The 22,971-nt window shown below is 63.0% G+C and carries 22 protein-coding genes and 1 pseudogene; 12 read left to right on the top strand and 11 right to left on the bottom strand.

What is annotated here, in order from left to right:
• The first annotated feature begins 71 nt into the window (after positions 1–71).
• On the top strand, positions 72–392 hold the full coding sequence (locus tag ABDW57_RS05090) for a PilZ domain-containing protein (protein WP_343729130.1): 321 nt from the start codon (positions 72–74) through the stop codon (positions 390–392).
• On the opposite strand, the gene ABDW57_RS05095 is transcribed toward ABDW57_RS05090, so the two are convergent.
• Positions 373–1,533 carry a citrate synthase family protein gene (locus tag ABDW57_RS05095; RefSeq protein WP_343729131.1) on the bottom strand — a complete coding sequence of 387 codons (1,161 nt, stop codon included), beginning with the start codon at positions 1,531–1,533 and terminating at the stop codon, positions 373–375. The two genes, ABDW57_RS05090 and ABDW57_RS05095, sit on opposite strands and share 20 nt — an antisense overlap.
• Positions 1,534–1,629: 96 nt before the next feature.
• Here ABDW57_RS05095 and ABDW57_RS05100 point away from each other — a divergent pair, with 96 nt between their 5' ends.
• The 3 genes from ABDW57_RS05100 to ABDW57_RS05110 all read left to right on the top strand — a co-directional run bounded on the left by ABDW57_RS05100 (position 1,630) and on the right by ABDW57_RS05110 (position 5,627).
• Positions 1,630–2,994: a CoA transferase gene (locus tag ABDW57_RS05100; protein WP_343729132.1), complete on the top strand. Its 1,365-nt coding sequence runs from the start codon at positions 1,630–1,632 to the stop codon at positions 2,992–2,994.
• Positions 2,995–3,094: 100 nt separating this feature from the next.
• Positions 3,095–4,444 carry a flagellar filament capping protein FliD gene (gene fliD / locus ABDW57_RS05105; RefSeq protein ID WP_343729133.1) on the top strand — a complete coding sequence of 450 codons (1,350 nt, stop codon included), beginning with the start codon at positions 3,095–3,097 and terminating at the stop codon, positions 4,442–4,444.
• A gap of 82 nt (positions 4,445–4,526) precedes the next feature.
• Positions 4,527–5,627, top strand: a complete 1,101-nt coding sequence (locus ABDW57_RS05110) for a polyamine ABC transporter substrate-binding protein (protein WP_343729134.1) — start codon at positions 4,527–4,529, stop codon at positions 5,625–5,627.
• Positions 5,628–5,881: 254 nt separating this feature from the next.
• Here ABDW57_RS05110 and sixA read toward each other — a convergent pair whose 3' ends face one another.
• Together sixA and ppk1 are read right to left on the bottom strand one after the other, a co-directional pair.
• On the bottom strand, positions 5,882–6,349 hold the full coding sequence (gene sixA / locus ABDW57_RS05115) for a phosphohistidine phosphatase SixA (RefSeq protein ID WP_343729135.1): 468 nt from the start codon (positions 6,347–6,349) through the stop codon (positions 5,882–5,884).
• A gap of 3 nt (positions 6,350–6,352) precedes the next feature.
• Positions 6,353–8,449, bottom strand: coding sequence for a polyphosphate kinase 1 (gene ppk1, locus ABDW57_RS05120; RefSeq protein ID WP_343729136.1), 2,097 nt, complete (start codon positions 8,447–8,449; stop codon positions 6,353–6,355).
• Between the two features lie 280 nt (positions 8,450–8,729).
• Here ppk1 and pstS point away from each other — a divergent pair, with 280 nt between their 5' ends.
• The 7 genes from pstS to phoR all read left to right on the top strand — a co-directional run bounded on the left by pstS (position 8,730) and on the right by phoR (position 15,391).
• Positions 8,730–9,776, top strand: a complete 1,047-nt coding sequence (gene pstS / locus ABDW57_RS05125; protein WP_343729137.1) for a phosphate ABC transporter substrate-binding protein PstS — start codon at positions 8,730–8,732, stop codon at positions 9,774–9,776.
• Positions 9,777–9,926: 150 nt separating this feature from the next.
• Complete coding sequence (gene pstC, locus ABDW57_RS05130; RefSeq protein WP_343729568.1) at positions 9,927–10,925, top strand: phosphate ABC transporter permease subunit PstC; 999 nt, start codon at positions 9,927–9,929, stop codon at positions 10,923–10,925.
• Positions 10,925–11,797 (top strand): phosphate ABC transporter permease PstA, encoded by an 873-nt coding sequence (gene pstA, locus ABDW57_RS05135; RefSeq protein ID WP_343729138.1) that lies wholly within the window; start codon positions 10,925–10,927, stop codon positions 11,795–11,797. The genes pstC and pstA overlap by 1 nt, the downstream gene beginning before the upstream one ends.
• A 21-nt stretch (positions 11,798–11,818) precedes the next feature.
• Positions 11,819–12,622 (top strand): phosphate ABC transporter ATP-binding protein PstB, encoded by an 804-nt coding sequence (pstB, locus tag ABDW57_RS05140; protein WP_343729139.1) that lies wholly within the window; start codon positions 11,819–11,821, stop codon positions 12,620–12,622.
• A gap of 36 nt (positions 12,623–12,658) precedes the next feature.
• A complete protein-coding gene (gene phoU / locus ABDW57_RS05145) occupies positions 12,659–13,369 on the top strand; it encodes a phosphate signaling complex protein PhoU (protein WP_343729140.1) in 711 nt (236 codons plus the stop codon).
• 8 nt (positions 13,370–13,377) lie between these two features.
• Complete coding sequence (gene phoB / locus ABDW57_RS05150; RefSeq protein WP_343729141.1) at positions 13,378–14,070, top strand: phosphate regulon transcriptional regulator PhoB; 693 nt, start codon at positions 13,378–13,380, stop codon at positions 14,068–14,070.
• Between the two features lie 7 nt (positions 14,071–14,077).
• Complete coding sequence (gene phoR / locus ABDW57_RS05155) at positions 14,078–15,391, top strand: phosphate regulon sensor histidine kinase PhoR (RefSeq protein WP_343729142.1); 1,314 nt, start codon at positions 14,078–14,080, stop codon at positions 15,389–15,391.
• Positions 15,392–15,395: 4 nt separating this feature from the next.
• Here the strand turns inward: phoR and ABDW57_RS05160 are convergent, their stop codons facing one another.
• Positions 15,396–15,746, bottom strand: coding sequence for a hypothetical protein (locus tag ABDW57_RS05160; RefSeq protein WP_343729143.1), 351 nt, complete (start codon positions 15,744–15,746; stop codon positions 15,396–15,398).
• Positions 15,747–15,824: 78 nt separating this feature from the next.
• Positions 15,825–16,592, bottom strand: a complete 768-nt coding sequence (locus tag ABDW57_RS05165; RefSeq protein WP_343729144.1) for a PilZ domain-containing protein — start codon at positions 16,590–16,592, stop codon at positions 15,825–15,827.
• Between the two features lie 257 nt (positions 16,593–16,849).
• Here ABDW57_RS05165 and ABDW57_RS05170 point away from each other — a divergent pair, with 257 nt between their 5' ends.
• Positions 16,850–17,824, top strand: a complete 975-nt coding sequence (locus ABDW57_RS05170) for an alpha/beta fold hydrolase (RefSeq protein ID WP_343729145.1) — start codon at positions 16,850–16,852, stop codon at positions 17,822–17,824.
• Here ABDW57_RS05170 and ABDW57_RS05175 read toward each other — a convergent pair.
• The 6 genes and pseudogenes from ABDW57_RS05175 to ABDW57_RS05200 all read right to left on the bottom strand — a co-directional run bounded on the left by ABDW57_RS05175 (position 17,788) and on the right by ABDW57_RS05200 (position 22,856).
• Complete coding sequence (locus ABDW57_RS05175; protein WP_343729146.1) at positions 17,788–18,057, bottom strand: acylphosphatase; 270 nt, start codon at positions 18,055–18,057, stop codon at positions 17,788–17,790. The genes ABDW57_RS05170 and ABDW57_RS05175 overlap by 37 nt on opposite strands.
• The gene (gene aroQ / locus ABDW57_RS05180; RefSeq protein WP_343729569.1) at positions 18,057–18,506 is read right to left on the bottom strand and encodes a gamma subclass chorismate mutase AroQ; all 450 of its coding nucleotides are present in this window, start codon (positions 18,504–18,506) and stop codon (positions 18,057–18,059) included. Before aroQ ends, ABDW57_RS05175 begins: the two co-directional genes overlap by 1 nt.
• Before the next feature lie 36 nt (positions 18,507–18,542).
• Positions 18,543–19,280: pseudogene (locus tag ABDW57_RS05185) on the bottom strand (transporter substrate-binding domain-containing protein); the annotation flags it as partial.
• Complete coding sequence (locus ABDW57_RS05190; RefSeq protein ID WP_343729147.1) at positions 19,277–21,163, bottom strand: AI-2E family transporter; 1,887 nt, start codon at positions 21,161–21,163, stop codon at positions 19,277–19,279. The pseudogene ABDW57_RS05185 and the gene ABDW57_RS05190, both read right to left, overlap by 4 nt.
• Positions 21,156–22,028 carry a CPBP family intramembrane glutamic endopeptidase gene (locus tag ABDW57_RS05195; protein WP_343729148.1) on the bottom strand — a complete coding sequence of 291 codons (873 nt, stop codon included), beginning with the start codon at positions 22,026–22,028 and terminating at the stop codon, positions 21,156–21,158. Before ABDW57_RS05195 ends, ABDW57_RS05190 begins: the two co-directional genes overlap by 8 nt.
• Before the next feature lie 42 nt (positions 22,029–22,070).
• Entirely contained in the window at positions 22,071–22,856 is a 786-nt protein-coding gene (locus ABDW57_RS05200; protein WP_343729149.1) for a MipA/OmpV family protein, read from the bottom strand.
• Positions 22,857–22,971: the final 115 nt, after the last annotated feature.

A 22,971-nucleotide genomic window follows, 5' to 3' on the forward strand; every position in this document is an offset into this window, starting at 1 on the left:
TGTATTGTTACGTGTTGTAATCGTCAATAGTGCGGATTACGTAACTCATCGGGTAATAAAAGGACAAGAAAGTGTTAGTCGATCAAAGGTCAGGCGCGCGTAAGATCGTGCGTTCCAAGGCAGTGGTAGTGATGGATGGCATGTCGCCCAAGCTGGGCCGCACGCTGGAGATCAGCGCGAGCGGGCTGTCGATCACATTGGATCACAAGCTGTCGACGGGTGATATTGCCATGGTGTCGTTTGAGCTTTTCGTCGAGGGCAAGGCGCAGGTCCTGAGCTGCCAGTCCCGCGTCAATTACTGCATCTTCAGTGGCGACCACTTCAAAATCGGCTTCCAATTCATGAATCCCGACCTGGCCACCATGGCCACCATCAATAAATTCCTGCGTTGAGTATTTCGGCCGGCCCGGTGTAGCGGGCGCGCGGCCGGATCAGGCGGTTGGCTTGCACCTGCTCCAGCGCGTGCGCCAGCCAGCCGACGCAGCGACCCACCGCAAACAAGACAAACGGCGCTTCTTGCGGCAGGCCGCAGTGCGCGGTCAGCAGGGACAGCGCATAGTCGATGTTCGGCAGTTCCCCGGCTTGCTGCTCAGCGGCGATGGCCAACGCTTCATATGGTTGCATTTTCGGCAGATGGCGCAGCAAGGCCCTGGCGCGCGGATCGCCGTCGCTGTACAGCGGATGGCCGAAGGCGGGCAGCGGCCGGTCGCTCGCAAGCCAGTCGCGGACGGCGTCGCTGGCATTACCCGTTTGCGCCTGAGCAATGAGTTGGGCGAATTCCCTGGCCGCACCGCCGTGCAGCGGGCCGGTCAGGGTGGTGAAACCGGCCAGCACACCGGCCGCCAGCGAGGCGCCGGTGGAAATGGCGACGCGGGTGGCGAAGGTGGAGGCGTTCAGTTCGTGATCGGCCATCAGAACGAGTGCGCGGCGGATCAGGTCCGCGTGCTGCTCGGCGTGCCAGCGGCGGGCGAGGCGCAGGCTGATCGCGCCGTCGCCAATGCCAGCCATGGCATCAACCAGCGCGGCCAGCACGCCGGCCGCCTCGGTACGCAATTCGGTCAGCGGGCGGCCCAGCGATGGCGCAGCGGCCGCGCTGCGGCGGGCGAGGACCAGCAGGCCGGCTGCCAGTGCGCTGTCGGCCCCGGCGTCCGTCCGCGCGGCGGCAAGCGCAGGCGCGGCCTCGATCCGGTCGCATTGCCACAGCAGGGCGGCAGCGTCTTCCAGGCTGGCGTGGTCGGCCAGTCTGGCGGCATCGTGGCCGCGGTACAGCAGCTTGCCGTTGGCGGCGGTGGAGATGGCGGAGGCCAGCACCGGATCGCCATACTGCATCGCCTCGCTGGAGACAATGTCGACCTTACGCCGTCCGTTCGCGCGGCGCGCCATGCGCAGCACATCATCGCGGTGGTAGAGGCTGCGGCGTGGATCGCCTTCATCCGCCCTGGCGCGGATTTTCCCCCTGCTGACGTTGGCATACAGGGTTTGCGGGCGGACGTTGAGCACCTCCAGGGCTTGGGCAGCGGTCAGCCAGACCATATTCCCTTCCTATGATGTTGACAGTTCAAGTCAAGATTGACGCTCACGGACCGGCGGTCCTAAGCTGTGCTCAAGGATAACTTATCGGAAGCCGCCATGCCTCATCCACTGCTGAACGCCGCCTGGTCGGCGCTGGACTTGCCCGCTGCCGCGCTGGATGCTATCGCGCTGCGCGGCGAGGGGGAGCTGCCGTCGTATTTCGCCGTCACTGACCTTGCTGCCGCCTCGGTCGGCGCGGCGGCGCTGGCGGTGCAGCAATTGATGGTGGCGCAGGGCGGGGCGTCCGCGCGGGTGCAGGCCGACCGCCGGCTGGCCTCGATGTGGTTCGGCTGGTCCATCCACCCGGTCGGTTGGGAGCGGCCGCCGTTGTGGGACGCGGTTGCCGGCGACTATGCGACTGCGGACGGCTGGATACGGCTGCACACCAACGCGCCGCACCACCGCGACGCCGCACTGGCGGCGCTGGGCTGCGCAGCTGAACGCACGGCGGTGACGCAAACCGTGGCCGCATGGCGCGGACTTGAACTGGAGGAGGCCGTCGTGGCGCACGGCGGCTGTGCAGCGGCCATGCGCTCGATGGACGAATGGCGCGACCATCCGCAAGGCCAAGCTGTCGCCAATGAGCCGCTGATCGCCTTCACGGCTGCCGACAGCTGCGTACCGCGTCCATGGGCGTGGACCCGAGGCCGCCCGCTGGCCGGCCTCAGAGTCCTGGACCTGACGCGCGTGCTGGCCGGCCCGGTGGCGACGCGCTTCCTGGCCGGCTACGGGGCCGGCGTCCTGCGCGTCGACCCGCCGTGGTGGAACGAGCCGGGCGCCATTCCCGAAGTCACGCTCGGCAAGCGCTGCGCGCGGCTGGACCTGACGCGGCCGCAAGACCGTACCGTGTTTGAGGGGCTGCTGGCGCAGGCCGACGTGCTGGTGCACGGCTACCGGCCGGCCGCGCTGGAGCGGCTGGGCTATGGCGAGTCCATGCGTCACCAACTCAATCCCTCGCTGATCGACGTCGCGCTGAACGCCTATGGCTGGACCGGTCCGCTGGCCGGCCGTCGCGGTTTTGACAGCCTGGTGCAAATGAGCAGCGGCATTGCCCATCACGGCATGCAGCGGCAGGGTGCCGACAGGCCGGTGCCGCTGCCGGTGCAAGCGCTGGACCATGCGACCGGCTACCTGATCGCCGCCGCCGTGGTGCGCGCCCTCATCGCCCGCCTGAGCGAAGGCCGCCTATTGCAAGCGCGCCTGTCGCTGGCGCGCACCGCCAGACTGCTGACCGACGTGCCGCCGGCGCAGACGGCCGGCATGCCGCTGGCGGCCGCCACCGAAGCGGACTTCTCGCCCCAGCTGGAACAAACCGAGTGGGGTCCGGCCCGCCGCTACCGCCCGCCGGTGGCGATCGTTGGCGCGCCGATGGCGTGGGCACGGCCAGCCAACAGCCTGGGCAGCGCCCAGCCGCACTGGTAGCCCGGTGACGATGGATAGAGGGGAAAATCCCGCCCTGTTCCACGCTTTGGTGCTTGCGTCCATATTGCATACTAGGTAACCACCAAGGCGGAATCAAATCATGGCTACTTCCAGTATCAGCTCGACCAACGGCTCGACCAGCGCGATGGTCTCGGCCGACGTCTACAACCGCGTCCAGCAAACCATGGCGTCACAGACCAGCGCCGCCGCCAAGCTCAATGCGTCCATTACCAAGGATCAGACCAAGCTGTCCGCGCTCGGCCAGTTGCAGAGCGCGCTGGCCAGTTTCCAGCAGATCGCCGCCAGCCTGACCGGTAACGGTCTGAGCACCAGCGCCGCCAGCTCGGCCAAGACGGTGCTGACCGCCAGCTCCACCGGCACGGCCAAGGCCGGCACCTATGCCATCGACGTCAAGCAGCTGGCGCAGGGGCAGTTCCTGACCAGTGAAGATTTCGACGTCAGTGCCGACGGCAAGGTCGGCTCCGGCGCCACCACCACCGTCAAGATTGAATTTGGCGCCAGCAGCAAGAGCGTGACCATCGACGCCAGCAATAACACGCCGGCCGGCATCGCCGCCGCGTTCAAGGCGGCCGGTATCGATGTCACGGCAGTGAAGGGCGACGATGGCAAGTATGCGCTGTCGATTGCTGGCCAGCCGGGCGCCGCCAACAGCATGCGCATCAGCGTCAGCGGCGACGCCACGCTGAAGAACCTGCTGACCTACGATCCGGCCGGCACCCAAAAGCTCAAGCAGACCAGCGCCGCCATGGATGCCATCCTCACGGTCGACGGCAAGGAAATCAAAAGCCCCACCAATACCATCAAGGATGCCGCCATCGACGGCGCCACGCTGAATCTGGTGGCGACCGGCAAGAGCGATGTCAACATCAGCGCCGGTTCGGCGCAGATCGGCGACAACCTGAAAGCCCTGGTCAGCGCCTACAACGACCTCAACGCCAAGCTGCTCAAGCTGCAGAAGGGCAGCCTGAAGTCCGATACCGCCTTGAACCAGGCCATCAGCCAGCTGAGCACGCTGCTGAAAACCGGCGGCGGTTCGGTCTCGGTCACCAAGCTGGCGGCGGCCGGCATCAGCCAGGACAAGGATGGCAATATGGTGCTGGACGATAAAAAGCTGCAAGCTGCGCTGGCCAGCGATACCGCGGCGGTGGCCAAGCTGTTCACCAGCGATGACAAGCGCGGCATTGCCGACCTGCTGTCTTCCAAGGCCGCCGCGCTGACCTCCACCAATAGCGTGCTGACCAAGGAAACCAGCATGACCAGCAATGAAATCACCAGCCTGAACAGCAAGAAAGCCGCCATGACCAAGGCCATGACGGCCCAGGCCAATGCGCTGGCCGCGCTGTACACCGCCCAGGCCCAGACCGGAGCCGGCAGCGCCCTCACTGCCGGCGGCAAGGGCACCGGTACGCTGTTTGACATGCTAGGCTGAGAATTCTAAGGAACTCCTTGCATCCGGGCGGTGGATGCCCGATCATCACGGCTTATGTGATGAATCCCATTTCGGAGGTGTTATGGCAGGGAAGTTCGTTGGCGCGGCGTTGTTGGCTGCTGGTTTGATGGTAGGCGCGGCCCAGGCGCAAGAGGAAAAAGTCCTCAATATCTACAACTGGTCTGACTATATCTCCGAAGATACGGTTAAAAACTTTGAAAAAGAAACCGGCATCAAGGTCCGCTATGATGTTTTTGATAACAACGAAATCCTGAACTCCAAGCTGGTGGCCGGCAAATCCGGCTACGACATCGTGGTGCCGACCGCGCCTTGGGCGCGCCTGCAGATCGATGGCAAGCTGCTGCGCAAGCTGGACAAGTCCAAGCTGCCCAATCTGAAGAACCTCGACCCGGCCATCCAGGCCAAGCTGGCCAGCATCGATCCGGGCAATGATTACCTGGTTGACTGGCTGTGGGGTTACACCACGGTCGGCATCAACGTCAACAAGGTCAAGGCCGCGCTGGGCGGCATGCCGATGCCGGACAACGCGTGGGAACTGATTTTCAATCCGAAATACGCGGCCAAGCTGAAGTCGTGCGGCGTGTCCTTCCTTGATTCGCCGTCGGAAGTGCTGCCGGCCGCGCTGATGTACATCGGCAAGCCCGCCTACTCGAAGAATGCCGCCGACTATGCCGAAGCCGGCAAGGTGCTGCAGGCGATCCGTCCTTACGTGACCTTGTTCAGCTCGTCGGGTTATATCAATGACATGGCCAACGGCGCGGTGTGCGTGGCGATGGGCTGGTCGGGCGACATCAACATCGCCCGTCAACGCGCCATCGACGCCAAGAACGGCAATGTGATTGAAGCGCTGGTGCCGAAGACGTCCGCCGCGCTGATGTTCGACACCATGGCCATCCCGGCTGATGCGCCGCATCCGAACAACGCCCACCTGTGGATCAACTACATCCTGCGTCCGGAAGTGCACGCCAGTCTGACCAACAAAGTGTTCTACGCCAACCCGAATGCGGCCAGCTTGAAGTTCGTGAAGAAGGATATCGCTAACAACAAGACGGTGTTCCTGTCGGAGGAGGACAAGAAGCGCATGACGCCGCCTGAAGCGGTGCCGGCCGATATCCGCCGCAACATCACCCGCATCTACACCAAGTTCAAAACCGGCGTGTAAACGATGAACGGCGCGAGTGGCGATGTCCGGTGAAGGGCACGCCGCTGGCGCCGTAGGCTTCGATGAAGCTGAGTGCTATTCGTGATAGCGGTCGATCAATCTTTGTTTACTGCCACGCATTTCCTGGACCAATTCGTAAACAACCAGGGCGATCATTCCTCCAAAAATCCCCATAGTGAGCAAGGTGAACATCATGATGGCCTCCCTCATAGTTGATACAATTAAACTTTAGCAGAAGCCCTTCGCTTTGCAAGTTATTTAACTGCGAGGTCAGCGGCCATCACCGCTTTCAGATACACACTCATCGGCTCGCCCGGCTCACGCTGCGCAAACCACCACGCGCTGGCTTTCCGGATGTCCCACTCCAGATCATCTCCGGTCAGCAGCATCGACGCCACCTGGCCCAGCGTCGGCTGATGGCCCACCACCAGCACCGAATCTTTGTTCCCCGGCCAGTTGACGGCTTTCAGGATGTCGGCCGGATCGGCGCCCGGCGCCAGGTCGGTGTGGATCTTGAACTTGCGGCCCAGGGCTTCCACCGTTTGCAGCGTGCGCACGGCCGGGCTAGACAGGATCTTGCAGCTGTCCGGCAGCTGCGAGTTGAGCCACTGGCCCATGCGGCGTGCCTGCTTCTGCCCCTTGTTGGTCAGCGCGCGTTCGAGGTCGGACATGCCGGGACCGGCATCTTCAGCTTCCGCGTGTCGCCATAAAATCAGATCCATGCTTTACTCTCCCAGGTGGGCGTTGGGCGTGCCCAGCGTATCCATCAGGTGTTGCTGGGCGCTGAATGCGGCTTGCTTGCCGCGCGCCTTGCGGCGCTGGTAGTGACCATCCGGTTCCAGTTCCCATGCATTCTGGTTGTCCTTCAGGTAGGGGTTCAGGCCTTCGGCCAGCACCCGGCGTTTCAAAGCCTTGTCCAAAATAGGGAAGGCGACTTCAATGCGGCGGAACAGATTGCGGCTCATCCAGTCGGCGCTGGCCAGATAGGTGTCGTGCGCCAGGTCGTTGCGGAAGTAATAGATGCGGCTGTGTTCCAGGAAGCGGCCGATCACCGAGCGCACCTTGATGTTCTCCGACAGGCCGGGCACGCCCGGCTTGAGCATGCAGGCACCGCGCACGATCAGGTCGATCTTGACGCCATCCTTGGACGCCGCGTACAGCGCGCGGATCACCGATTCGTCCACCAGCGCATTGATTTTAACAATAATCCGGCCCGGCCGTCCCGCGCGCGCAATCCGTGCCTCGTTGCGGATGGCTTTGATGATTTCGTTCTGCAGCGCGAACGGCGCCAGCCACAAATGCGTGAGGCGGTGCGGCTTGGTCAGCGAGGTCAGGTGAATGAACACCTCGTTGACTTCCTGGCTGATGCCGGGGTGGCAGGTCAGCAGGCCGAAGTCGGTATAGAACTTGGTGGTGGTCGGGTGATAGTTACCGGTACCAAGATGGGCGTAGTAGCGCAGCTTGTTATCCTCGCGGCGGATCACCAGCGCCACCTTGGCGTGCGTCTTCAGGCCGACCACGCCGTACACCACTTGCGCGCCAGCCTGCTCCAGCTTGTCGGCCCAGTTGATATTGGCTTCTTCATCGAAGCGCGCCTTCAGCTCCACGATGACAGTCACTTCCTTGCCGGCCTTGGCGGCGGCAATCAGCGATTCCATCAAGTCCGAATTCATGCCGGTGCGGTAAATCGTCTGCTTGATCGCCACCACGCCCGGGTCGTGCGCGGCGCTGCGGATGAAGTCGATCACCGTCTGGAATGACTGGTAGGGGTGGTGCAGCAGAATGTCGCGTTCGCGCAGCGCGCCAAAAATATCCTGGCTGGCGGTCTTGTCGGCCAGGCCGGGGAAGAACGGCGGGAAGCGCAGCGCCGGATTGTGGACATGGTCCATGATCTCGGTCAGGCGCACCAGATTCACCGGGCCGTTGACCGCGTACAGCCGGCTTTGATGCAGGCCAAACTGGTCGAGCAGGAATTGCGACAGCTCGGGCGGGCAGTTCTTGGCCACTTCCAGCCGTACCGAGGCGCCGAACTGGCGGCCGACCAATTCGCCCTTCAGGGCCTGGCGCAGGTTCTTGACCTCATCTTCATCCACCCACAGGTCGCTGTCGCGCGTGACGCGGAACTGCGAATAGCCGATCACCTCGCGGCCGGCAAACAGGTCGGAGATGTGGGCGTGGATCACGGAAGACAGCAGGCAGAAGGAAATGCCGCCGCTCCGGGACAAATGATCCGGCAGGCGGATCACGCGCGGCAGCACGCGCGGTGCCTTCACGATGGCGATGCCGGTGCCGCGCCCGAAGGCATCCTTGCCGCCCAGCTGGACGATGAAATTCAAGCTCTTGTTCACCACCTGCGGGAACGGGTGGGCCGGATCGAGGCCGATCGGCGTCAGCAGCGGCCGTACCTCGGTATCGAAATACTCCTTGACCCAGGCCCGCTGCGCATCGTTGCGCTCGTTGTGGCGCACCAGATGGATGCCGTTGGCGGCCAGCTCGGGCAGAATTTCATTGTTGAGGATTGCATATTGGTGGGCCACCAGCAGATGGCACTCATTGCTGATGCGCGACAGCGTGGCCACCAGCGCAGGGTGGGTGGACAGCGCGCCATCCGCGGCGCCGGCCGCCAGCAGGCTGGCCACGCGCACTTCAAAGAATTCGTCGAGGTTGCTGCTGGCAATGCACAGGTAGCGCAGCCGCTCTAATAAAGGAATGCTCTTATCTTCAGCCTGGGCCAGAACCCGGCGGTTGAACATCAATTGCGAAAGCTCCCGGTCGAGGAAGGCCGAGTTCTTGTTCACTTCTGCATGCAAGTCAGGCTTCATGTCTTTTTAATCACTTTGCAGGTCATCTCATTCTATCCTGTTTGCGGAAGAATGATTGCAACAGTGTAAAGACCAAATATGACAGCTTTGTGACAAACCCTGTCATAAATGCGGGGCAATTATGACAAAGCGATGTCACAAAGGGCGGCAGAGGCCCCGGTTTACAGAGGGAAGGGCGGTTGCGGGGTTAATTTTGAAATATTTTAGCCATGTCATAAAGCTGTCATATTCGCCGGCTAGACTGCGCAGCATCCTAACCTGTCATAACAAAGGACTTGAAATGCGACTGAAACAATTGATCTCTTCCCTGGTGGTTGGCGCAGCAGCCGTGATGGCTTTCTCGTCGGCAGCCCACGCCGCCGATATGACCGGCGCCGGCGCGACCTTCCCGTACCCCATCTACGCCAAGTGGGCTGAGTCGTACAAAGCCGCCACCGGCAACGGCCTGAACTACCAGTCGGTTGGTTCGGGCGCAGGCATCAAACAGATCAAGGCCAAGACCGTCGACTTCGGCGCATCGGACATGCCGCTGGCAGCCGCTGACCTGGATGCCGAAGGCCTGATGCAGTTCCCGGCCATCATGGGCGGCGTTGTGACCGTGGTTAACCTGGATGGCGTCACCCCAGGCCAGCTGAAGCTGACCGGCCCGGTCGTGGCGGACATCTACCTGGGCAAAGTGACCAAGTGGAACGACCCAGCGATCACCGCCCTGAACCCGGGCGTGAAGCTGCCGGCCGAAGACATCACCGTGGTGCACCGCGCTGACGGCTCGGGCACTTCCTTCCTGTTCACCGACTTCCTGTCGAAAACCAGCCCTGAATTCAAGACCAAGATCGGCGCTTCGACCGCGGTGAAGTGGGTGGTCGGCGTGGGCGGCAAAGGCAATGAAGGCGTGGCCGCCAACGTGCAGCGTATCAAGGGTTCGATCGGCTATGTCGAGTGGGCTTACGCTAAAAAGAACAAAATGTCGCACACCCAGCTGAAAAACAAGGATGGCAACTTCCTGCAGCCTGACGACGAGTTCTTCAAAGCCGCCGCCGCCAACGCCGAATGGACCAAGACCCCAGGCTTCGGCGTGGTGCTGACCGATCAAGCTGGCAAAAACTCGTGGCCGATCACCGGCGTGTCCTTCATCCTGATGCACAAGGCACAGGCTGACGCAGCCAAAGGCAAGGAAGTCGTGAAGTTCTTCGACTGGGCCTTCAAGAACGGCGGCACCGCTGCAACCGAACTGGACTACGTTCCACTGCCAGCCTCGGTGGTCAAGCTGGTACAGGATTCCTGGAAAGCCAACCTGAAAGACGCTTCGGGCAAGGCCATCTACTAATCCGGACTGTCCCTTCGCCGCCCCAGTCGCGGCGGCGAGGGGGTTAGCCTGCGGCGCCCAAGCCGGGCACCGCAGGCTAGCTTACATCCACCGAGAAAAAATATGAGCGCAGATATCACTTCCACGCCACTACCCAAGCAAGAGCCGGCCATGCACACCAGCACCGCACCAATGACCGCCGCGGAGCAAGCTGCGATGCAATCCATGCTGCGCACCATGCGCAAGCAGCGCATCCAGGACTTCTTCTTCCACAAGACCACCATGCTGTTCGCGCTGTCCGTGCTGGCGGTGCTGCTGGGGATTATCTTCTCGCTGATGGTGGGGGCCTGGCCGGCCTTCAAGGAATTCGGTCCGGCCTTCATCACCACGGTGGAGTGGGACCCGGTCAACGACCAGTATGGCGCCATGATCGCCATCGTCGGCACCCTGGCCACCTCCGGCATCGCGCTGCTGATCGCCTTCCCGGTATCGTTCGGCATCGCCCTGTTCCTGACCGAGATCTGCCCGACCGCGCTGCGCCGTCCGCTGGGCACGGCGGTGGAGCTGCTGGCCGGCATCCCCTCCATCATCTACGGCATGTGGGGTCTGTTCGTGTTCGCGCCGCTGTTTGGCGACTACGTGCAGCCGCTGCTGAAATCGACGCTGGGCCAGCTGCCGCTGATCGGCCAGTTCTTCAGCGGTCCGACCATGGGCATCGGCATCCTGACCGCGGCCCTGATCCTGGCTGTGATGATCATCCCGTTCATCTCTTCGGTGATGCGCGATGTGTTTGAAATCGTGCCGGCCGTGCTGAAGGAATCGGCTTACGGCCTGGGCTGCACCCGCTGGGAAGTGGTGCGCAAGATCGTGCTGCCTTATACCAAGACCGGTGTGGTGGGCGGCGTCATGCTGGGCCTGGGCCGCGCGCTGGGCGAGACCATGGCGGTCACCTTCGTGATCGGCAACGCCAACAAGCTGTCGTTCTCGCTGTTCGCTGCCGGTAACTCGATCGCCTCCACCCTGGCCAATGAATTTGCCGAATCGGACACCGCGCTGCACACCTCGTCGCTGTTCGCGCTGGCCCTGATCCTGTTCGTGATCACCTTTATCGTTCTGTCCGCCGCCAAGCTGATGCTGGCCGGCATGTCTCGCAAGGAAGGCGTCAAATAATGAGCGCAACTCTGGAAAAAGCCGCGATGAACCCGGTGTACCGCAAGCGTCTGCTGACGCACCGCATCGGCATCGCGCTGTCGGTGGCCGCCATGTCGGTCGGCCTGATCGTGCTGGCCTGGATTCTGGTCACCCTGATCATCAAGGGCTTCGGCGCGCTGAGCATCAATATGTTCACCCAAACCACGCCGGCGCCGGGCAGCGAAGGCGGCGGCCTGATCAATGCCATCTTCGGCAGCGTGATGATCGTCGGCCTGTCGACCCTGATCTCGACCCCGATCGGCATTCTGGCCGGCATCTACCTGGCCGAATACGGCGAAGAAAACAAGATCGCCAGCGTCACCCGCTTCGTCACCGACATCATGCTGTCGGCGCCGTCGATCGTGATCGGCATGTTCGTGTGGGCCATGTACGTGGCCACCACCAAGCACTACTCGGGCTACGCCGGTTCCATCGCGCTGGCGCTGATCGCGGTGCCGGTGGTGGTGCGCACCACCGACAACATGCTGCGCCTGGTGCCGAACAGCCTGCTGGAAGCCGCATTTGCGCTGGGCGCGCCGCGCTGGAAAGTGGCGATGATGGTGCGTCTGCGCGCCGTCAAGGCCGGCGTGATCACCGGCGTGCTGCTGGCCGTGGCGCGCGTCTCCGGCGAAACCGCGCCGCTGCTGTTCACCGCCCTGAACAACCAGTTCTTCAGCTCCGACATGAATGCGCCGATGGCCAACCTGCCGGTGGTGATCTATGGCTTCGCCATGAGCCCGTATGACAACTGGCGCGAACTCGCGTGGGGCGGCGCACTGCTGGTGACCTTCAGCGTGCTGGCCCTGAACATCATCTCGCGCACCGTGTTTGCCCAAAAAGCCCCGAATTAATCTGATAAGCGAATCCATACAATGAATACGCAACTGAACCAGGAAAACGTCGTCGCCATGAACCAAGGCAAACGCAAGACCATTGAAATCGCCGGCCTGAACTTCTTCTACGGCAAAACCCAGAGCCTGCACAACGTCAGCCTGGACATCCACGAAAAGCAGGTGACCGCCTTCATCGGCCCGTCCGGCTGCGGCAAATCGACCCTGCTGCGCACCCTGAACCGCATGTACGACCTGTACCCGGGCCAGCGCGCCGAAGGGGCCATCATGTACCGCGGCCGCAACATCCTCGAAGGCGGCCAGGACTTGAACATGTTGCGCGCCAAGGTCGGCATGGTGTTCCAGAAACCGACCCCGTTCCCGATGTCGATCTACGACAACATCGCCTTTGGCGTGCGCCTGTACGAAGACCTGTCGAAAGGCGAGATGGACGAGCGGGTGGAATGGGCGCTGAAGAAAGCCGCGCTGTGGACCGAAGTCAAGGACAAGCTGAGCAAGAGCGGCCTGTCGCTGTCCGGCGGTCAGCAGCAGCGCCTGTGCATCGCGCGCGGCGTGGCGGTGAAACCGGACGTGCTGCTGCTGGACGAGCCGACCTCGGCACTGGACCCGATCTCGACCTCGAAAGTGGAAGAACTGATCTCCGAGCTGAAGCAGGACTACACCATCGCCATCGTGACCCACAACATGCAGCAGGCGGCCCGTTGCTCGGACTACACCGCCTATATGTACCTGGGCGAGCTGGTGGAATTCGGCGAAACCGACCAGATCTTCATGAATCCGGCTCGCAAAGAGACCCAGGATTACATCACCGGCCGTTTCGGCTGATCCATCTTATAATACTACTCACAATTGGAGTGCAGCATGATCGGTGAACATTCATCCAAACAGTATGACAACGAGCTGGAAGCCATCCGCAGCAAAGTGCTGCTGATGGGCGGCATCGTCGAGACCCAGTTCCTTGACGCCATGACCTGCTTCCGCATTGGCAATTCCGAGCGCGCCGACCGCGTGATGCGCGAAGACGACGCCGTCAACCAGCTGGAAGTGCAGCTGGACGACCAGTGCAGCCACCTGATCGTGCGCCGCCAGCCGGCCGCCAACGACCTGCGCACCATCATGGCCACCATCAAGGTCATCACCGACCTGGAGCGCATAGGCGACGAAGCCACCAAGATCGCCCGCGTGGCCAAGGCGCTGCACGCGCGCGGCGCGGTGACCGTCAACCACTATGAAATGGTGCGCGGGATTGCCAACAACACCTCGGACCTGCTGCACGACGCGCTGGACGCCTTTGCCCGCAACGACGGCAAGCAGGCGCTGCAACTGATCGCCCAGGATGCCGTGATCGACCACGAATTCCGCTCGATCATGCGCAACCTGATCACTTTCATGATGGAAGATCCGCGCACCATCTCGGCCGCGCTGGACACCCTGTGGGTGGCCAAGGCGATCGAGCGCATCGGCGACCACGCCAAGAACATCGCGGAATACGTGATCTACGTGGTGGAAGGCAAGGACATCCGCCACACCAAGTCCCACGCACTGGAAGAACAGCCTGAGCAAGCTGAATAACACCACACATGGCATCTGATAAAACCACTGTACTGATTGTTGAAGACGAACCGGCGATTGTCGAGCTGGTGACATTTTCGCTGCGCGATGCGGGCTGGAACTGCTGCGCCGTGCAAAGCGCGGGGGAGGCCTGGGACTTCATCCAGAGCAAGACCCCGCAACTGATTCTGCTGGACTGGATGTTGCCGGATTCGACCGGTCTGCGCCTGCTGTCGCGCATCCGCTCGGACCGTCAGTTCAACGACATCCCGGTCATCATGCTGACCGCCAAAAGCATGGAAGAAGACAAGCTGGCCGGCCTCAACACCGGCGCCGACGACTACGTCACCAAACCATTCTCGCCGCGCGAACTGCTGGCGCGGGCCAAGGCGCTGCTGCGGCGCAAGGCGCCGGAACACGCGCAGGCGACCATGCGCGCGGCCAACATCATGCTGGACCCGGTCAGCTGCACGGTGTCGATGGACGACCAGAAAATCGACATCGGCCATGCCGAATACAAACTGTTGAAATTCCTGCTGGCGCATCCGGAACGCGTGTTCTCGCGCAGCCAGCTGCTGGACAAAGTGTGGGGCGATCACGTGGTGATCGAGGAGCGTACCGTCGACGTGCATGTGCTGCGCCTGCGCAAGGCCCTGAAAGAAGCCGAGCACCTGATCAAAACCGTGCGCAGTGTCGGCTACATGCTGTCGGAAAAAAGCTGAGTTTTAAATGAATCCAAAACTGGTGTTCTGGGTGCCTGCGGCGCTGCGCACCGCCATCATCCTGGCGGCCTGCGCGCTGGCGGGCTGGATGTTCGGCTGGGTCAACGGCCTGATCCTGGCGCTGATCGCCATGCTGGCGCTGGTGTTCACGCAACTGTCCTACCTCTACCAGCTGAGCAACTGGATGGATGATCCGCAAAGCGCCAAGCTGCCGGACGGCTGGGGCGAATGGACCAACATCTTCTCGCGCCTGTACCGCATGCGGCGCGAAGACGAGAAAAACCAGGCCGAGCTGACCGAATGGCTGGCGCGCTTCCGCCAGGCCATGCACCTGCTGCCCGATGGCGTGGCCATCATGGACGACGTCCTGTTCCTGGAATGGTGCAACCCGGCCGCCGAAAAACACCTCGGCCTGAGCAACGAGCGCGACAAGGGCATGCGCGTGACCAACCTGGTGCGCAATCCGGACTTCATGGATTACATCATCCTGGGCCGTTACGACCAGCCGCTGACCATCAGCTTCCGCGAGCGCAAGCTGATCGTGCACATCATCCCGTTTGAAAACCGGCGCCAGATCCTGGTCACGCACGACGCCACCGAAACCGAGCGCATCGAAGAAATGCGGCGCGACTTCATCGCCAACGCCTCGCACGAACTGCGCACGCCGCTGACGGTGATCGTCGGCTTCCTGGAAATTGCCGCGCAAGAAGGTCTGGACGCCGCCACCCGCGCCGCCCACCTCAAGCTGATGACCGAGCAGGGCCACCGCATGCAGCACCTGATCGAAGACATGCTGACCCTGTCGCGCCTGGAATCGGTGGACTACCCGATGCGGCCCGACCCGGTGGGTGTGGGCAAGCTGATGGACCAGGTGCTGCGCGAAGCGCGCGCGCTGTCGGCCGGCAAGCACGACATCACCATGGAAGTCAGCGGTCCGGACGTGCTGGGCTCCTACGAAGAACTGCACAGCGCCTTCGGCAACCTGGCCTCCAACGCGGTGCGCTACACCCCGGCCGGCGGCAAGATCCACCTGATATGGAAAGAATATGAAGGCGGCGCCAAATTCATGGTGGAAGACACCGGCATCGGCATCAGCCCGGAACACATCTCGCGCCTGACCGAGCGCTTCTACCGGGTCGACAAGAGCCGCTCGCGCGAAACCCAGGGCACCGGCCTGGGGCTGGCGATCGTCAAGCACGTGCTGCTGCGCCACGGCAGCACGCTGCAGATCAAATCGGAAGCCGGCAAAGGCAGCACCTTCATCGTCTGCATCCCGAAAACCGCGGTGGTGCAACCGCAGCCCGAACTGCTGCCGGGCTAAGGCATCAGAGCGCCTCGTGCGCGGCCTGCAGCTGCGCGATCACGCCGGGCGTATGCTGCTCGGCGGTGGCGGCTATTTCCTCCACCTGTCCGGGCGCAATCTGCTCGGTCTGTTCGGGCGTAACGTGCGGCTGGCTACCGTCATCGCTGAAACTGCCGATGCTGCCGGCCAGCGCGGTGCGCATCTCCGGGCTGACATTGGCCAGCAACTGATTGAGCAGCTCCGCGCGCTGCTCCGGACTGCTGCGCAAAAACAGCTGACTGATAGTCAGCGGGAAGGGCGCTTGCTGTTGTGAATGAAGTGCCGCCTTGACGCTGGCGGCGTGTTCGGTATCGCTGGCGAACTGAATAGACATGATAGCTCCTTGTTAGCTTACCAAAGAGCTTACGTTGCTGGCTGAGCAGGTCTGTTCGCAGCCTAACGGAGTGCGCGGCTAAGGATGGTTGATCTGATCGATCACATTGGCGATCTTGGCTGTGGCTTCCGGCGACAGCTTGGTGAACATGCAACCCAGATGCAGCTGTTCACCCAGCAGGAAAGAGCGGAACGAGCGGCCGAAGCGGATTTCCATTTCCGCCACCTCGATCGTCACCTCGCCCATCTCCAGCACCACATTCTGCAGCTTGCGGCCCTTGATCAGGCCCTTGGCGCGGTTTTTCGAGCAATGCATGCCGATGCCGCCCAGCGAGATATCGTAGACCGGCAACTCGTGCTCGGTGCTTTCATTGATGGCGAACGAGGCCATGCAAGTAACCCCGAGCGGCGTTTCCACGCGCTCGGTAGAACGCCGGTTCAGCACCGTGCAGGTTTCCGGGAACACCATGGGAATATGCAGCGGCTGGCCGGGGACCGGGGTCCAGTCATCGCTCGACAGGCGGAACTGCAGCTTGGCCGAGCGCAGGGTGGTGACAAAGGTAATCTTGCCGGGCACCAGCTCGGCGCCGTCATTCAGCTCCACCACAAAATGGGGCAATTCGGGATCGACCGACAGAATGCGTCCGAGGATGGGTTCGCGGCTGCCGGGGGCGTACATGGAAATGGCGTCGCCGTGTTCAGCCAGCAAGGTCAGCGCATCGCCGATCTCGTCTTCGGTGGTCATCTCAAACGAATTGCCGGCCACCGCCGTGAAGGGCGCTATCGCGTCTTGGGGCCGTGGTGGTCCTTTGCGGATCAGGACGGCGTGGGACTCATGGAGCGTCATAATAATTTTTATGCCTCAGACGTTGTTTAGGTCCAGTAACAACTACATCATAGTCCAATTTTTCCGAATGGCAACCTATTTCGGATAACGGGAAACCCCGCCTGTCAAGTCCGGGTAGCGCCCGCAACACAACCCGTTGCCAGATAAACACATCGGGGTCAGCTCTGACATTCGGACACGCAGTGGCAATGTTTGATAAATATCAAAACCTTAACTTCGGTTATGCTATCGGCCTGATATATCCAAACAGGACATCTATGCCGGACGTGACCGCAAAGCTGCACCAATTCCTGCGCGGGACCAGCGACAGCACCGGCCCCAGCCTCGTGCCCGCGACGGCCATGCTTCAGCGTCCGGAAGGCGCGCGCCGTTACCTGGTGGCAGCGCCGTCGGCTGCGATGCCCGGCAAGCGCGGCCTGGTACTGGTGGTGCATGGCGCTGGCGCTTCGGCGGAACAAGTGCTGGGACAGGCATTTCCGCCATCGCCGCTCTCGCTGTGGCTGGACATTGCGGCGCGCGAGCAGTTGGTGGTGATGGCGCCGGACGCAGGCAAGGGCGGCTGGAGCGACTGCTTTGCGTCGCCAGCCCGCATCGCCAGGAAGGATGACGTCGCCTTCATCGGCGCCTTGATCGACCACGCGGTTGCCCATCTGGAGGTGGATCCGCAGCGCGTCTATCTGATTGGCGTCTCGCGCGGCGGCTGGATGGCGTATGCCGTGGCCACCGCGCTGCCGCACAAGCTGGCGGCGTTCTCGGTCGTGCTGGCCGGCATGCCGCTGCCAGGCCGCGCCAGAGAGCCGGCCACGCCGCTGCCGGCACTGATTTTTGGCTGCACCGCCGATCCGCTGATCTGCTATCGCGGCGGCAAGCCCTGGTACGCGCTTGGATTTGCCGAACCGGTACGTGGCATCGAAGCCAGCGTGCACGCCTGGCGCGAGCTGGCCGGCCTGCCGGACACGCCCGACATCACGCATCTGCCGAAAACTGATCCGCAAGCCAGAACCAGCGTCACCCGCCACATGTGGGGGCAGACGGATGGCTTGCAGGTCGGCCTGTACCGCATCAACGGCGCCGGCCATGCCGAGCCCAGCCGCCTGAAGCGCTATCCGCGTTTTATTAACTGGCTGACCGGCTTGCAAAACGCCGACCTCGAAGTCGCGGAAGCGGCCTGGGACTTCTTCCGCACCAAACGGCGTCAGACCGTCGGCAATATCCTGAACGCGTCCTCATAGGAAGCCGCCTCCTCGACGGCGACCTGATCCACACGCGAGGCAGGCGGGCCTTGGCGCGCCCAGCTGATGATGGCATCCAGCGCAGCGGCATCGCCATCCACTTCCGCCTCCACCGAGCCGTCGCGCCGATTGCGTACCCAGCCGCGCAACCCCAGCGCCACCGCCTGCCGCTCAAACGAAGCGCGGTAACCCACGCCCTGTACCCATCCGGTAATCAGCAACCGCTTAGCCATCATTCCCTCCGAAAGTCTGCAGCAAACGGTGCCAGCGCCTGTGCCGCCGCCGCAGGACTGATGGCGGCGGCTTCCAGCGGCCGCATGCTGCGCGCGGCAGTTTTCAGCGTGGCCTGATTATCGGCGATGGAGCGCAGGAGCTGGACAGTGATGCGGTCCAGCTCGGGGCGGATGGTTTTCGCCAGATCGGGCGCGTCGTCGAAGTGCCCGGCTTGCTTGGCTTTCCATTGTGCGTACAGCTCGCGCTGGACAGTCTTGGAAGCTTCAATCTGTGCCTTGAAGACCGTCTCCACCAGCGCATCCGGCAGTCCCAGCGCGCGGCCTTGCTGCACCGCGGCCGCGATCACCTGCGCTTCGCGCGGCAGATCTTCGATCGGCGCCTGCACATTCCATTTGGCGCGCGCCACGGCCGGCGCCAGCAGCAGGCGTTGATCGATTGCCTGCCGCAACGGCTCCAGCTTCCAGGCAAAGTCCAGCCAGCGGTCCAGACTCTTTTTTACGCCGCCATCGGCCATGCGTTGACCCAGCCACTGGTCGACATAGGCTTTGAAAGCATCGTCACGCGGCAGCATGATGGCTTTCTCCGCGCTGTCGAACGGCGTCTCCGGATGCACGGCGCACAGCTCGGGATGCAGGCGCTGCTGCAGGCGCGTTTCGATCGCGTCAGTCATCATCAGATCGGCGGCGCCCGCAACGATCTGGCCGAAGATGGTGACGTTGTCCGGATAGACGATCAGCTGCGCCTGCGGCGCATAGCTGCGCGCAAAACGCTCATTGGTGCCGCCGGGATTGACGATCAGCCGCACGCCCGGCTGGTTGATCTGTGCCAGCGTCTGAAAGCGCGCCTGCTCGCTGCAACGCGTGATCGGCGTCTTGCCATCGCGCAGATAGCTGAGCGAAAACAAGGCCTGCTTCTGGCGCTCGGCCGTCACCGATATGCCGCTCAGTGCGATGTCGAACTTGCCGGCGCCCAAATCACTCATCAGTGTCGGCCAACTGGTCGGCACGATCTGCAGCTTCACGCCGATCGCCTGCGCCAGCTGCCCGGCCAGCTCCACATCCAATCCGATAAATTCCGCCTGACCAGCACGATAGCTGAACGGCTTGTAATCGCCGGTGCTGCCGACCCGCAGCACGCCGCGCGCGTTGATGTCGGCCAGCGTGGTTTGCGCCAGGGCGGGCGCGGCAGCAAGCAGCGTGCCAAACAGGAGCAGGGTTTTCATAAAGTCGCGCGGCCTTTCATGGCCAGCTGGCAGCTGTGCACCGCATCCTCGTACGAGCGCGAGACATGGTCGGCGGTGGGGAAGACGCAGGTTTTCAAATCCGGATTCTCGAACGGGCTCGGCAGCAGCAAGGCAAACTGTTTGCAATGCGGCAGATCGCGGCGCATGCGTTCCAGCGTTTGCGTCATCAGCTCGCAATCCTGCAGCGGATTAACGCTCACCAGGCACACTATCGCCACCAATTCCGGTGACGCTTCCGGCGGTGCCGGCTTGTCCAGATCCTCAAAACTCATGCTGCGCGCATCGATTTTCTGCTCGCGCAGGATGCGCACCAGAATCTCGGTCGCCAGCTCCGCGTACGCCGATCCCAGCCCGATGCTCAGCACCAGGCTGCCTGCCGGCACATCAAACGATCCCTGCCACTCGCCGGTGTCCGAAATACGCCGCTCGCGCAGCTGACGGCCAATGCCGCCGCCGGCCAGCACACTGCTGCGCTTGCGTTTTTTCCACCACTTGGGATTGCCGCTCAGCGCCTCGATCACGGCAATGATGGACGACGTGACTTTCTCTTCTTCATCTGGCGTGATGGCGCTGTCCTTCAAATCGAAATTGGCCAGATGCAGCGCCGGCAGCAGCACGCCGTCGCAATACTCGGCCAGCGATTTGTGCTGCATGTAACGCTTGGCGCTGGTGACGATCTCATGTGCATCGCCCGACAGTGCGCGCTGATAAAAATTCTGCGGCATGGTCAGCGCCGGCAGTTCGCCAAACATGATCTCCAGCACCTTCAAGGCGCGGATGTAGCGGCCCGCCACCACCAGGCACAGGGTCAGCGGCGTCGACAGCACCAGCCCCACCGGTCCCCAGATCCAGCTCCAGAAAATCGCCGACACCACGACCGACAGCGGCGACAGGCCGGTGGTATGCCCGTACAGCTTGGGTTCGATGGTCTGCGCCACGATGATTTCCACCGCCAGGAACAAGCCCAGCGTCATCAAGGCCAGCGACCAGCCCGGATCGACCGCCGCCGCCAGCAGGGTGGCGCAAAACGCCGCCATCCACACCCCGACGTAGGGAATGAAACGCAGCACCGCCGTCATGGTGCCCCACAGCAGCGCCTGCCCGAGCCCCAGCAGACTCAAGCCCAGCCACACCGCCAGCCCGGTGGCGATGTTCACCAGAAACTGCGAAATGAAAAAGCGCGACAGCCGCTCGCCGGCATCGTTGACGGCAATGGTGGTGGCGCGCAAGTCGCCGCCGCCGGCCAGACGGATGAAGCGGTCACGCAGCGATTCATGTTCCAGCAGCACGAAAATCAACACCACGAACACGATGCCGGCGGTCTCCAGCGGCGGCCACACCGAAGCCGCGATCTTGCCCAGCAGCTGGAACGGCTTCAAGGCCGGCTCGTGGATTTCCACCAGCACCGGCGTCTTCACGCTGCCATCGTCCTGCAGCACCGGCTGCGCACCGCTGCCGCTATCGTTGGTGAAATGCTCGATCAACTGGCCCGCCGGCCCGCCCAGGCTGCCCAGCGTGCCGCGCGTCAACTGGTCCAGCGTCTCGATTTTGGCGGCGATGGTGTCCTGGTACTTGGGCAAGCTGGCGCCCATCATGCCGACCTGCTGCACGATCACCGCGCCGATCGCCAGCAGCGTTACGGTCACCACCAGCACGCCGGTGCAGACCGAGGTGGTCTGGCCAAGGCCAAGATGGCGCAAGGCGCGCACGAACGGCGCGATCAGGAAACTGAAAATGAACGCCAGCGTGATCGGAATCAGCACATCGCGGCCGAAGTAGAGCAGGGCCAGCACCGTGGCGGTGCCGACCAGGCCGGCCACCGCGCCGGGCAGGGTGCGGGAAGTAAGGGAAGAATCAGACACCGTGTAACCTGGCCGGGTAAGTAAAACCAATAAAATGCACCGCGTTCAGCGCGATGTGTACCAGAATGGCCGCCTCGATGCGCTGCGTGCGCTGGTAAGCCAGCGCGTAGCCGAGACCGGCGATCGTTGCGAGTATGCCATAGCGCAGCCCGCCGCCGAGGTGCGCCGCGCCAAACAGCAGCGCCGATACCATCACCGCCAGCCACGGTCCCCAGTGCAAACGCGCCAGCGCCGACGCCAGCCGCGCCTGCAGGAAGCCGCGAAAGAACGCCTCTTCCGCCACCACTGTGAACAGCAGATTCACGCCGATAAACAACGGCGCCTGCCGCGGCAGTTTGAAATCGACGCCGACCACGCCGGCCGCCAGCGCAAAGCCCAGCGTGGCCACGATGGTCAGCAGCAGCAGCAGCGCCGTGCGGCGCAGCACCGCGCCCAGCTCGCCCCAGGCGCCTACGCGCTGGCATAGCAAGGCCAGCAGAATCAGCCCGACCGCGCCCTTGTCGAAATTGGCATACAGCGTGAATGGCGCCGCGCCGGCCGACAGCACCACCCCATCCAGCAGCCGCGGATTATGAAAGCCCGGCAGCTTGTGCATGGCCAGCGCCAACGCCAGCACGCCGGTCAGCGCGCCGTACGCCAGCCGCATCCACGTGCGCGGCGCGCGGGCGCAGGCATAGGCAGCGCCAGCCAGCAGCACCAGCGCGGCGATGGCGACCGGTTCCAGCACGCCGGCCACCAGGCCCCAGGCCATGGCCATCACGAACAATAGCAGCCACAGCGGTGGCGCACGGCGCACCGCCCTCAGCGGCGGCGTCCACACCGAACACAGGGCCAGGGCAAGGAGGAGAAAAGCGAGGAGTGTCATTGATTCAACGATGAGTTTTCGTCAATGATACTCCATGGCAGCTTAGAACCTGTACACCAGGGCCGTCAGGACCATCGGCGTGGTTTTGCGCTTGGTCAGCGGGCTGTCGGCGGCGTCGCCGGTCAGATGCGATACGCCCAGCACGCTGCGCACCGCCCAGTTGCTGTCGATGATGTGGGTCCAGTTGACGCCGGCCGTGACGTTCTCAAAGCCGGCCTTGGGCGTATAAGCCCGGTAGCCGGAAGCGGCGCTCTGGCGCGCCGTCACGCCGAAGTAGGTTTGCACGTGCTTGCGGTCGCCATACTCGGCCGAGGCGCCAAAGCCGATCTGGTCGCTGGCGCTGGTATACAGCGGCGCCTCCAGTCCCAGCGTGTAGGTGGCGCCATACTCGCGGTGGCCGAGATTCTGCTTGGTGGTCAGGCTCAGGCCGACCTTGCCGACCTGATAGCCCACGCTCAGCACAGCCTGCGCCGCGCCCTCGATCTTGCCCATGCCTTTCAGCGCATCCGAGCCGGAGAAGTAGTTTTCCTTGCGGTCCTTGCGGCCGCCATCGTAGCCGAGCGCGCCGCTGAACTTGACGTCGCCCACCTCGGTCTGGTAGCCGATGCCGCGCTGGGTGCTGAGGAAGACGCCGTTGGCGTAGGTTTTCTCCAGGAAGGGCAGGGGCAGTACCCGGCTCTTGTCGGCGCCGGCATATTCCGGCACATAGGCCAGGCCGATGCCGGCGGTGAAACTGTCGCCGGGCGTGGCCGGCTTGGCGTCTTCGGCAAAGCTCTTGCCGCTGAAGGCGCACAGGGAGAGGAGGGTTATCGTGATTGCATGGCGCATGGTGGGTTCCCGTTCAGTGGTCCGCCGGTGCCTGATTGCCCGGCTTAAGACCGCGGAAGTTTCCCAGCATTTAATGACCGCCGCTATCGCTGCCGCTGAAGTATCATTTGCTGAA

It is taken from the genome of Duganella sp. (genome assembly GCF_039595735.1).
Taxonomy (GTDB): Bacteria; Pseudomonadota; Gammaproteobacteria; order Burkholderiales; family Burkholderiaceae_D; genus Rugamonas.

Excerpts from the sequence above, each read along its gene's own strand:
- ABDW57_RS05095 (WP_343729131.1), bottom strand. The coding sequence starts at position 1,533 with ATGGTCTGGCTGACCGCTGCCCAAGCCCTGGAGGTGCTCAACGTCCGC.
- ABDW57_RS05100 (WP_343729132.1), top strand. The coding sequence starts at position 1,630 with ATGCCTCATCCACTGCTGAACGCCGCCTGGTCGGCGCTGGACTTGCCC.
- fliD (WP_343729133.1), top strand. The coding sequence starts at position 3,095 with ATGGCTACTTCCAGTATCAGCTCGACCAACGGCTCGACCAGCGCGATG.
- ABDW57_RS05110 (WP_343729134.1), top strand. The coding sequence starts at position 4,527 with ATGGCAGGGAAGTTCGTTGGCGCGGCGTTGTTGGCTGCTGGTTTGATG.
- sixA (WP_343729135.1), bottom strand. The coding sequence starts at position 6,349 with ATGGATCTGATTTTATGGCGACACGCGGAAGCTGAAGATGCCGGTCCC.
- ppk1 (WP_343729136.1), bottom strand. The coding sequence starts at position 8,449 with ATGAAGCCTGACTTGCATGCAGAAGTGAACAAGAACTCGGCCTTCCTC.
- pstS (WP_343729137.1), top strand. The coding sequence starts at position 8,730 with ATGCGACTGAAACAATTGATCTCTTCCCTGGTGGTTGGCGCAGCAGCC.
- pstC (WP_343729568.1), top strand. The coding sequence starts at position 9,927 with ATGCACACCAGCACCGCACCAATGACCGCCGCGGAGCAAGCTGCGATG.
- pstA (WP_343729138.1), top strand. The coding sequence starts at position 10,925 with ATGAGCGCAACTCTGGAAAAAGCCGCGATGAACCCGGTGTACCGCAAG.
- pstB (WP_343729139.1), top strand. The coding sequence starts at position 11,819 with ATGAATACGCAACTGAACCAGGAAAACGTCGTCGCCATGAACCAAGGC.
- phoU (WP_343729140.1), top strand. The coding sequence starts at position 12,659 with ATGATCGGTGAACATTCATCCAAACAGTATGACAACGAGCTGGAAGCC.
- phoB (WP_343729141.1), top strand. The coding sequence starts at position 13,378 with ATGGCATCTGATAAAACCACTGTACTGATTGTTGAAGACGAACCGGCG.
- phoR (WP_343729142.1), top strand. The coding sequence starts at position 14,078 with ATGAATCCAAAACTGGTGTTCTGGGTGCCTGCGGCGCTGCGCACCGCC.
- ABDW57_RS05160 (WP_343729143.1), bottom strand. The coding sequence starts at position 15,746 with ATGTCTATTCAGTTCGCCAGCGATACCGAACACGCCGCCAGCGTCAAG.
- ABDW57_RS05165 (WP_343729144.1), bottom strand. The coding sequence starts at position 16,592 with ATGACGCTCCATGAGTCCCACGCCGTCCTGATCCGCAAAGGACCACCA.
- ABDW57_RS05170 (WP_343729145.1), top strand. The coding sequence starts at position 16,850 with ATGCCGGACGTGACCGCAAAGCTGCACCAATTCCTGCGCGGGACCAGC.
- ABDW57_RS05175 (WP_343729146.1), bottom strand. The coding sequence starts at position 18,057 with ATGGCTAAGCGGTTGCTGATTACCGGATGGGTACAGGGCGTGGGTTAC.
- ABDW57_RS05195 (WP_343729148.1), bottom strand. The coding sequence starts at position 22,028 with ATGACACTCCTCGCTTTTCTCCTCCTTGCCCTGGCCCTGTGTTCGGTG.
- ABDW57_RS05200 (WP_343729149.1), bottom strand. The coding sequence starts at position 22,856 with ATGCGCCATGCAATCACGATAACCCTCCTCTCCCTGTGCGCCTTCAGC.